This is a genomic window from Stenotrophomonas thermophila (assembly GCF_001499715.1).
GTDB classification, from domain to species: domain Bacteria; phylum Pseudomonadota; class Gammaproteobacteria; order Xanthomonadales; family Xanthomonadaceae; genus Stenotrophomonas; species Stenotrophomonas hibiscicola.
Genome location: NZ_CVIW01000050.1, coordinates 1 through 5,525, shown reverse-complemented (window position 1 = coordinate 5,525; position 5,525 = coordinate 1). Strand labels below are relative to the sequence as shown.

General features: G+C 65.7%; 5 protein-coding genes and 3 tRNA genes. 3 read left to right on the top strand and 5 right to left on the bottom strand.

Features of this window, described 5'->3' with window-relative positions:
• On the top strand, positions 1–1,304 hold a 1,304-nt coding region (locus tag BN1263_RS16840; protein ID WP_058982767.1), incomplete at its 5' end, for a methyl-accepting chemotaxis protein.
• On the opposite strand, the gene BN1263_RS16835 is transcribed toward BN1263_RS16840, so the two are convergent.
• Both BN1263_RS16835 and BN1263_RS16830 read right to left on the bottom strand, forming a co-directional pair.
• Positions 1,301–2,737, bottom strand: coding sequence for a GGDEF domain-containing protein (locus BN1263_RS16835; protein ID WP_058982765.1), 1,437 nt, complete (start codon positions 2,735–2,737; stop codon positions 1,301–1,303). The genes BN1263_RS16840 and BN1263_RS16835 overlap by 4 nt on opposite strands.
• A 384-nt stretch (positions 2,738–3,121) precedes the next feature.
• Positions 3,122–3,207: transfer RNA gene (locus BN1263_RS16830), tRNA-Leu, on the bottom strand.
• A 132-nt stretch (positions 3,208–3,339) separates the two neighbouring features.
• Here BN1263_RS16830 and BN1263_RS16825 point away from each other — a divergent pair.
• Positions 3,340–3,720: a response regulator gene (locus tag BN1263_RS16825; RefSeq protein WP_021204524.1), complete on the top strand. Its 381-nt coding sequence runs from the start codon at positions 3,340–3,342 to the stop codon at positions 3,718–3,720.
• A 10-nt stretch (positions 3,721–3,730) separates the two neighbouring features.
• On the opposite strand, the gene BN1263_RS16820 is transcribed toward BN1263_RS16825, so the two are convergent.
• Positions 3,731–4,687 (bottom strand): SOS response-associated peptidase family protein, encoded by a 957-nt coding sequence (locus BN1263_RS16820; RefSeq protein WP_058982764.1) that lies wholly within the window; start codon positions 4,685–4,687, stop codon positions 3,731–3,733.
• Positions 4,688–4,764: 77 nt separating this feature from the next.
• Between BN1263_RS16820 and BN1263_RS16815 the strand changes: the two genes are divergently transcribed.
• Complete coding sequence (locus tag BN1263_RS16815; protein ID WP_058982762.1) at positions 4,765–5,181, top strand: GNAT family N-acetyltransferase; 417 nt, start codon at positions 4,765–4,767, stop codon at positions 5,179–5,181.
• A 141-nt stretch (positions 5,182–5,322) separates the two neighbouring features.
• Here the strand turns inward: BN1263_RS16815 and BN1263_RS16810 are convergent.
• Both BN1263_RS16810 and BN1263_RS16805 read right to left on the bottom strand, forming a co-directional pair.
• Positions 5,323–5,398 (bottom strand) — tRNA-Glu (locus BN1263_RS16810).
• A 48-nt stretch (positions 5,399–5,446) separates the two neighbouring features.
• A tRNA-Ala gene (locus tag BN1263_RS16805) sits at positions 5,447–5,522 on the bottom strand.
• Positions 5,523–5,525 lie beyond the last annotated feature (3 nt).

Here is a 5,525-nt window from a genome sequence, read left to right as displayed (position 1 = left end):
CGGCGATCGCCAAGTCTCAGGCGGTGATCGAGTTCAGCATGGATGGCCGCATCCTGTCGGCCAATGACAAATTCCTGGCGGTGACCGGCTACAGCCTGGACGAAGTGCGCGGGCAGCACCATTCGTTGTTTGTCGAGCCCGGGCATCGCAGCAGCGTGGAATATCGCCAGTTCTGGGAGAAACTTGGGCGCGGCGAATATGATGCGGGCCAGTATCGGCGCCTGGGCAAGGACGGGCGCGAGGTCTGGATCCAGGCTTCCTACAACCCCATCCTGGACCTCAACGGAAAGCCGTTCAAGGTCGTGAAGTATGCCGCCGACATCACCGCGCAGGTGCACGAGAACCAGGCCATGCAGCGCGCCGTGGCGCAGACCCGAGAGGTGGTGGCTGCCGCCAAGCTGGGTGACCTGACCCAGCGCGTAGCCACCGCCGACAAGAGCGGGCCGATTGCCGAGTTGTGCGAAGGCGTGAATTCGCTGGTCGAGGCGATGGCCGCGATCATCGGCCAGATCAAGTTCGCGGCCGACACCATCGCCTTGGGTGCGACTGAAATCGCGCAGGGCAACAGCGACCTGTCGCAGCGCACCGAGCAGCAGGCGGCCTCGCTGGAGGAGACTGCGGTGTCGATGAAGGGTCTTGCCGAGACGGTGCAGCGCACCGCAACCAATGCCCGCCAGGCCAGCCAGCTGGCCGGTGGGGCAGCCGATGTCGCCGCGCGGGGCGGCAATGTGGTGCATGAGGTGGTCGAGACGATGGCGGTGATCAATGCCTCGTCGCGGCGCATCGTCGACATCATCGGGGTGATCGACGGCATCGCCTTCCAGACCAACATTCTTGCGCTGAACGCAGCGGTGGAGGCCGCGCGCGCCGGTGAACATGGTCGTGGCTTCGCCGTGGTTGCCACCGAGATCCGTGAGCTGTCGCAGCGTTCGGCCAGCGCAGCCAAGGAGATCAAGCACCTGATCGATGCGTCGGTGGCCAATATCGGCGCCGGTACCGCGCAGGTCGAGAGCGCGGGCCGCACCATGGATGAGATTGTGACAAACGTGCGCCGGGTCAGTGACCTGATGAGCGAAATCAGCACGGCCGCGCAGCAGCAGAGCGACGATATCCAGCAGATGAACCAGGCCGTCGATCTGATTGACCAGGGCACCCAGCAGAATGCCGCGCTGGTCGAGGAGGCATCGGCGGCGGCACGCAGCATGGAAGAACAGTCGGCGCAGCTGCTGCAGACCGTGGCCAGCTTCCGCGTGCAGGGCGCGGCAGGGCAGCGGCAGGGAGCGGCGGCGCTGCACGCCGTCTAGGCCCGGCGGTTGCATCTGTCTTCCGTAGTATCTGCGTCGCCATATACGCGGTTGCGCCCGGCGCGTTTGGCCCGATACAGGGCCTGGTCGGCGCGTTCGACCAGGTCGCGCGGATTGTGCTCTTCGCCCGGTGCCTGCCACGCCACGCCGACGCTGATGGTGACGGTGGCCTCGGGGGCGGGCAGGGCAGCCGCTTCGACCGAAGCGCGGACCCGCTCGCCCAGGGCCATGGCGTGGGCGGCATCGGGCGAGGGCAGGGCAGCGATGAACTCCTCGCCGCCATAGCGGGCCAGCAGATCGTCACCCCGTTGCAGGCAGCCATCAAGAATGGCGGCGACCGACTGCAGGCGCTGATCTCCTTCCGGGTGGCCATAGGTGTCATTGAGGCGCTTGAAGTGGTCGATATCGATCATGAGAACGGCCAGGCCCAGACCTTGGCGCCGCGCGCGGCGGTGGGCCGCGCCAAGCGATTCATCGAAGCTGCGTCGGTTGCCCAGGCCGGTCAGTGGATCACGCCGTGCCAGTTTTTCCAGCTCGTCGCGCTGGCGCTGGATCTCCACCTGGCTCAGCACGCTGCGCAGGGCATAGCCGAGCAGGGAGCCGATGAAGCCGACCGTGGCCAGGGTCGGCTGCAGGCGCGCGACCAGAAGCGCCACCAGCATCAGCAGCAATGGCAGCATCAGTGGTACGCCGGCATCGATGATGCGCCGCAGGCTGCGGGATACCTCCACTGTCGGGTAGCGACGATGGCTGCCCGCCAGGGTGGCCAGCAGCACGAACAGTCCACTGATCAGCAGGTCGCCCCAACTGCCGTCGGGCACCTGCGGCTGATAGGTATTGATGTAGAAGGCCAGCAGGAAGTAGCCCAGCGCATAGATCGTCAGCGTCCGGAAAAAATCGCGGCGGTCCGGATTGTCCTCGGCCAGGAAACGGATCAGTGCGAAGCAGAACACCAGGCTGTTCTGCATGCTGCTCATGGTGTTCAGGCACTGCGTCCACAAGGCGGTGTTCTGCGGCGCCATGGCCCGCGCATGCAGGTAGTACAGCAGCCAAAGCAGGGCAATGATCCCGAGGTCCACCGCACGGATGTAGCGGTTCCCGCCACCCGGGCTTGCAGCGACGTAGGTCAAGGGGATCCGGTAGAACACGTACAGGATCAGTGTTGAGGCGGTCATCTGCGCAGGGGCGAGGCCGGCCACATTGCGGTGCAGCAGGGCCAGCAGCGCGAGAGAAAACAGGCCCACGGCCGCGCCCAGCGTCCGCCATTTGCAGGCGGCCTGGTGGCTGTCACGTGCACGCCGCACGCAGGCCAGTGCAGCCAGCAGCGGTGCGGTGATCAGCATCAGGTAGGAGCCGACCGGGTCCTGCGGGCCGATAAAGGCAATGACGAGCGCGTGCGTAACCAGAAAAAACAGCGCCGCACGCAACGTCATGCATTCCCCCACCCCCAGCTCCGGCTGGGATCACGATAGGCAGAAGCACGTGAGGCTTGCAAGAAAAGTGTGCGCTGCGTCTATTTAAATACTTGCCGGAAGTCGCAGTTGCGTTCCCCTGTGTTGGCGCGGAGCCTGTGCCGCGGGCGTTCATCCAGAAGGCACGGGTGTCCCCACGCGGTCCAGGGTGCAGCTGCGCTTGGCCACGCCCGGCAGTGAGAAGCAGCGCGACCAGGGCGTCGTGTCATCCGCGTGAGGTGGACGCAGCCGTGCGGTCGGGATCTCGGGGAGCGAGGGCAGGGCGGGCGTTGGCATCGATCCCAGCTCCGGCGCCCGGCACTGGAAATGCAGAAGGCCAGGTCAGGGACCTGGCCTTTGATGCAGTGGTGCCGGTGAAAGGACTCGAACCTTCATGGGGTTACCCCCGGCTGATTTTGAGTCAGCTGCGTATACCATTCCGCCACACCGGCAGGCAGCGTGCGAGTGTAACCGAGGTCGGCAGGGCTTTCATAGAGGCAAGGCCAATCGGGGCGCTTCCTGTCGGCATCGGCTCTGTGGTGGCTATACTGCGGCGGCTTGAATGCCTCCAGGAGCGGTACCGGATGACAGTGTTGCAGGACCTGAGGGTGCTGGTGGTCGAGAACGACGAGATGAGCGCAGCCTTGCTGCAGATGCAGCTGGTGCATGCCGGCGCGACCGTGGTCGGGTTGGCGGCGAGCGTGGCTGAAGCATTGCGCATGCTGGAAGACTCGGCCCCGGATGTGGCCCTGCTGGACTATCGCCTGGCCCGCAACGAGACCAGCGAGCCAGTGGCGGCAGCATTGTCGGCGCGCGGCGTACCATTCGTGCTCGCCACCGGAATGCTGGCTGAGCAGCTGCCCGAGTCGATGCTGGCCGGAGTACTGCTGGTCAAGCCGTATCTGTCGGCGGATCTGACCAGGGCGCTGGCCCGTGCGGTGGGTCGTTCCAGCGCAACGGCGTGAGAACGGCGCTTCAGCCGGCCTCCTCGTACACGTAGCGGATGTCCTCGCGGTCGTCGAGGACGCGGTACTGCTCGGCCAGGTTGTCCGGATCGGGATTGAGCCACGCATCCAGATGCTCCCTGCGGATCGGTATCACGCCGCGATCGTGACCTGCGGCGGCGACATCGCGTGGCGGGGCGTCGGTGATCGTGGCGAACGAGAGCAGGCGGCCTTCCGGTCCCTCCCATTCCGCCCAAAGGCAGGCCAGCAGCAGGTCACGTGGCGGTTCGGGGCGGAACTCGAGCACCACGTCCTGTTCCTTCTCGTCGGCACCCAGCATCCGGCCGGCGATGGCATGGCGTGGGACGTGCTCATAGAACGCCTGCACCACCACGACGCCGTGGCGCAGGCCAAACGCACCGCGCCAATAGCCTTCCAGGCTGTCGCGCCTGGCGTTGTAGGTGCCGGGGTACAGGACATCGTTGCGCGCCGTCTTGTCCGGCAGCCGGCATTGGTAGCGCATCGGCTTGATCACGCGTTTGCCGCCATCGCTGACCATGACCGGTGCATAGGTGCCGGGAAAGATGCGGTTGTCGCGTGGCAGCAGCTGCACCCGGTGCAGGTCTTCCAGTCGCGCTTGCGCGCGGCCGATGCGGTTGCCGGCCACGCGCAGGTCGTTGCGGGCTTTCTGGGTGGGGCGGGTCGCCAGCGTGGCATTGGCGATATCGCGCCGCTCGCGCTGGCGGGCCAGTTCCGCTTCCAGTTGCTGCCGTTCCTGCGCATGCCACTGCTGGATTTTCGCGACGATATCGCGGCCCTGCTCGGTGCGCGCGCCGGCAAATCCGTCGTCCATGGCCTTCGGGGTCTTCGGTCGCTTCTTGCCGGGATCGTGCGCGTACAGCTCGGCGAACTCTTCCAGCGACAGGATGGCGCCGAATTCGCGCACCAGCTTGGCGTAGTCGGCGCGGATCAGGGCGGAGTAGCACATGGGAACTCTGCGGGCGTGGGTCGCAGCGGCTGCGACATGGATAAGGCAGGATAGCCCGACCTACAGGGAGATAGCGCATGAATGATTCCGTCGCCTGCCAGTTCCGCGACGCCGTGCCCACGGTTGAAGACTATTGCCAGCTGCGTGTACTGGCGGGCCTCAGTGCCAAGAGCCAGGAGGCGGCGGCACGCGCGCTGCCCAATACCCTGTATGGCGTGTGTGCCTACCAGGGCAACGAGCTGGTGGCGATGGGACGCATCGTCGGCGATGGCGGCTGCCACCTGCAGGTCTGCGATATCGCCGTGTTGCCGCGCCTGCAGGGGCAGGGCCTGCGCAAGGAGGTGATGCGTCGCCTGGATGGTTGGATGCAGGCCAACCTGCCGCCATCGGCGTATGTCAGCCTTCTGGCAGATGGCGAAGCGCACCGCTTGTACGCGCGGTTTGGTTTCGCTCCCACCGCGCCTGCATCGATCGGGATGTACCGGCGGTTCTGAGGGCGGGTGGCGGTGAGGGCATCCACACATGGCGTGGACCTGCCCGGGCCCTGCAGTAGATCCACGCCATGCGTGGATAGAGCCCTTCCGGGAATCGCAGGCAAAGAAAAACCCCGGCCGAGACCGGGGCTTTCAAAGAATTGGCGTCCCCACGGGGATTCGAACCCCGGTCGCCACCGTGAAAGGGTGATGTCCTAGGCCTCTAGACGATGGGGACGCACGAAAACTTCAAGTTGTAGAACCCTCGACGGCCTGGTGTCGAAAGTGGTGGAGCCAAGCGGGATCGAACCGCTGACCTCCTGCATGCCATGCAGGCGCTCTCCCAGCTGAGCTATGGCCCCAGT

Coding starts and splice junctions, on each gene's coding strand:
- BN1263_RS16835 (WP_058982765.1), bottom strand. CDS start 2,737: ATGACGTTGCGTGCGGCGCTGTTTTTTCTGGTTACGCACGCGCTCGTC.
- BN1263_RS16825 (WP_021204524.1), top strand. CDS start 3,340: ATGACAGTGTTGCAGGACCTGAGGGTGCTGGTGGTCGAGAACGACGAG.
- BN1263_RS16820 (WP_058982764.1), bottom strand. CDS start 4,687: ATGTGCTACTCCGCCCTGATCCGCGCCGACTACGCCAAGCTGGTGCGC.
- BN1263_RS16815 (WP_058982762.1), top strand. CDS start 4,765: ATGAATGATTCCGTCGCCTGCCAGTTCCGCGACGCCGTGCCCACGGTT.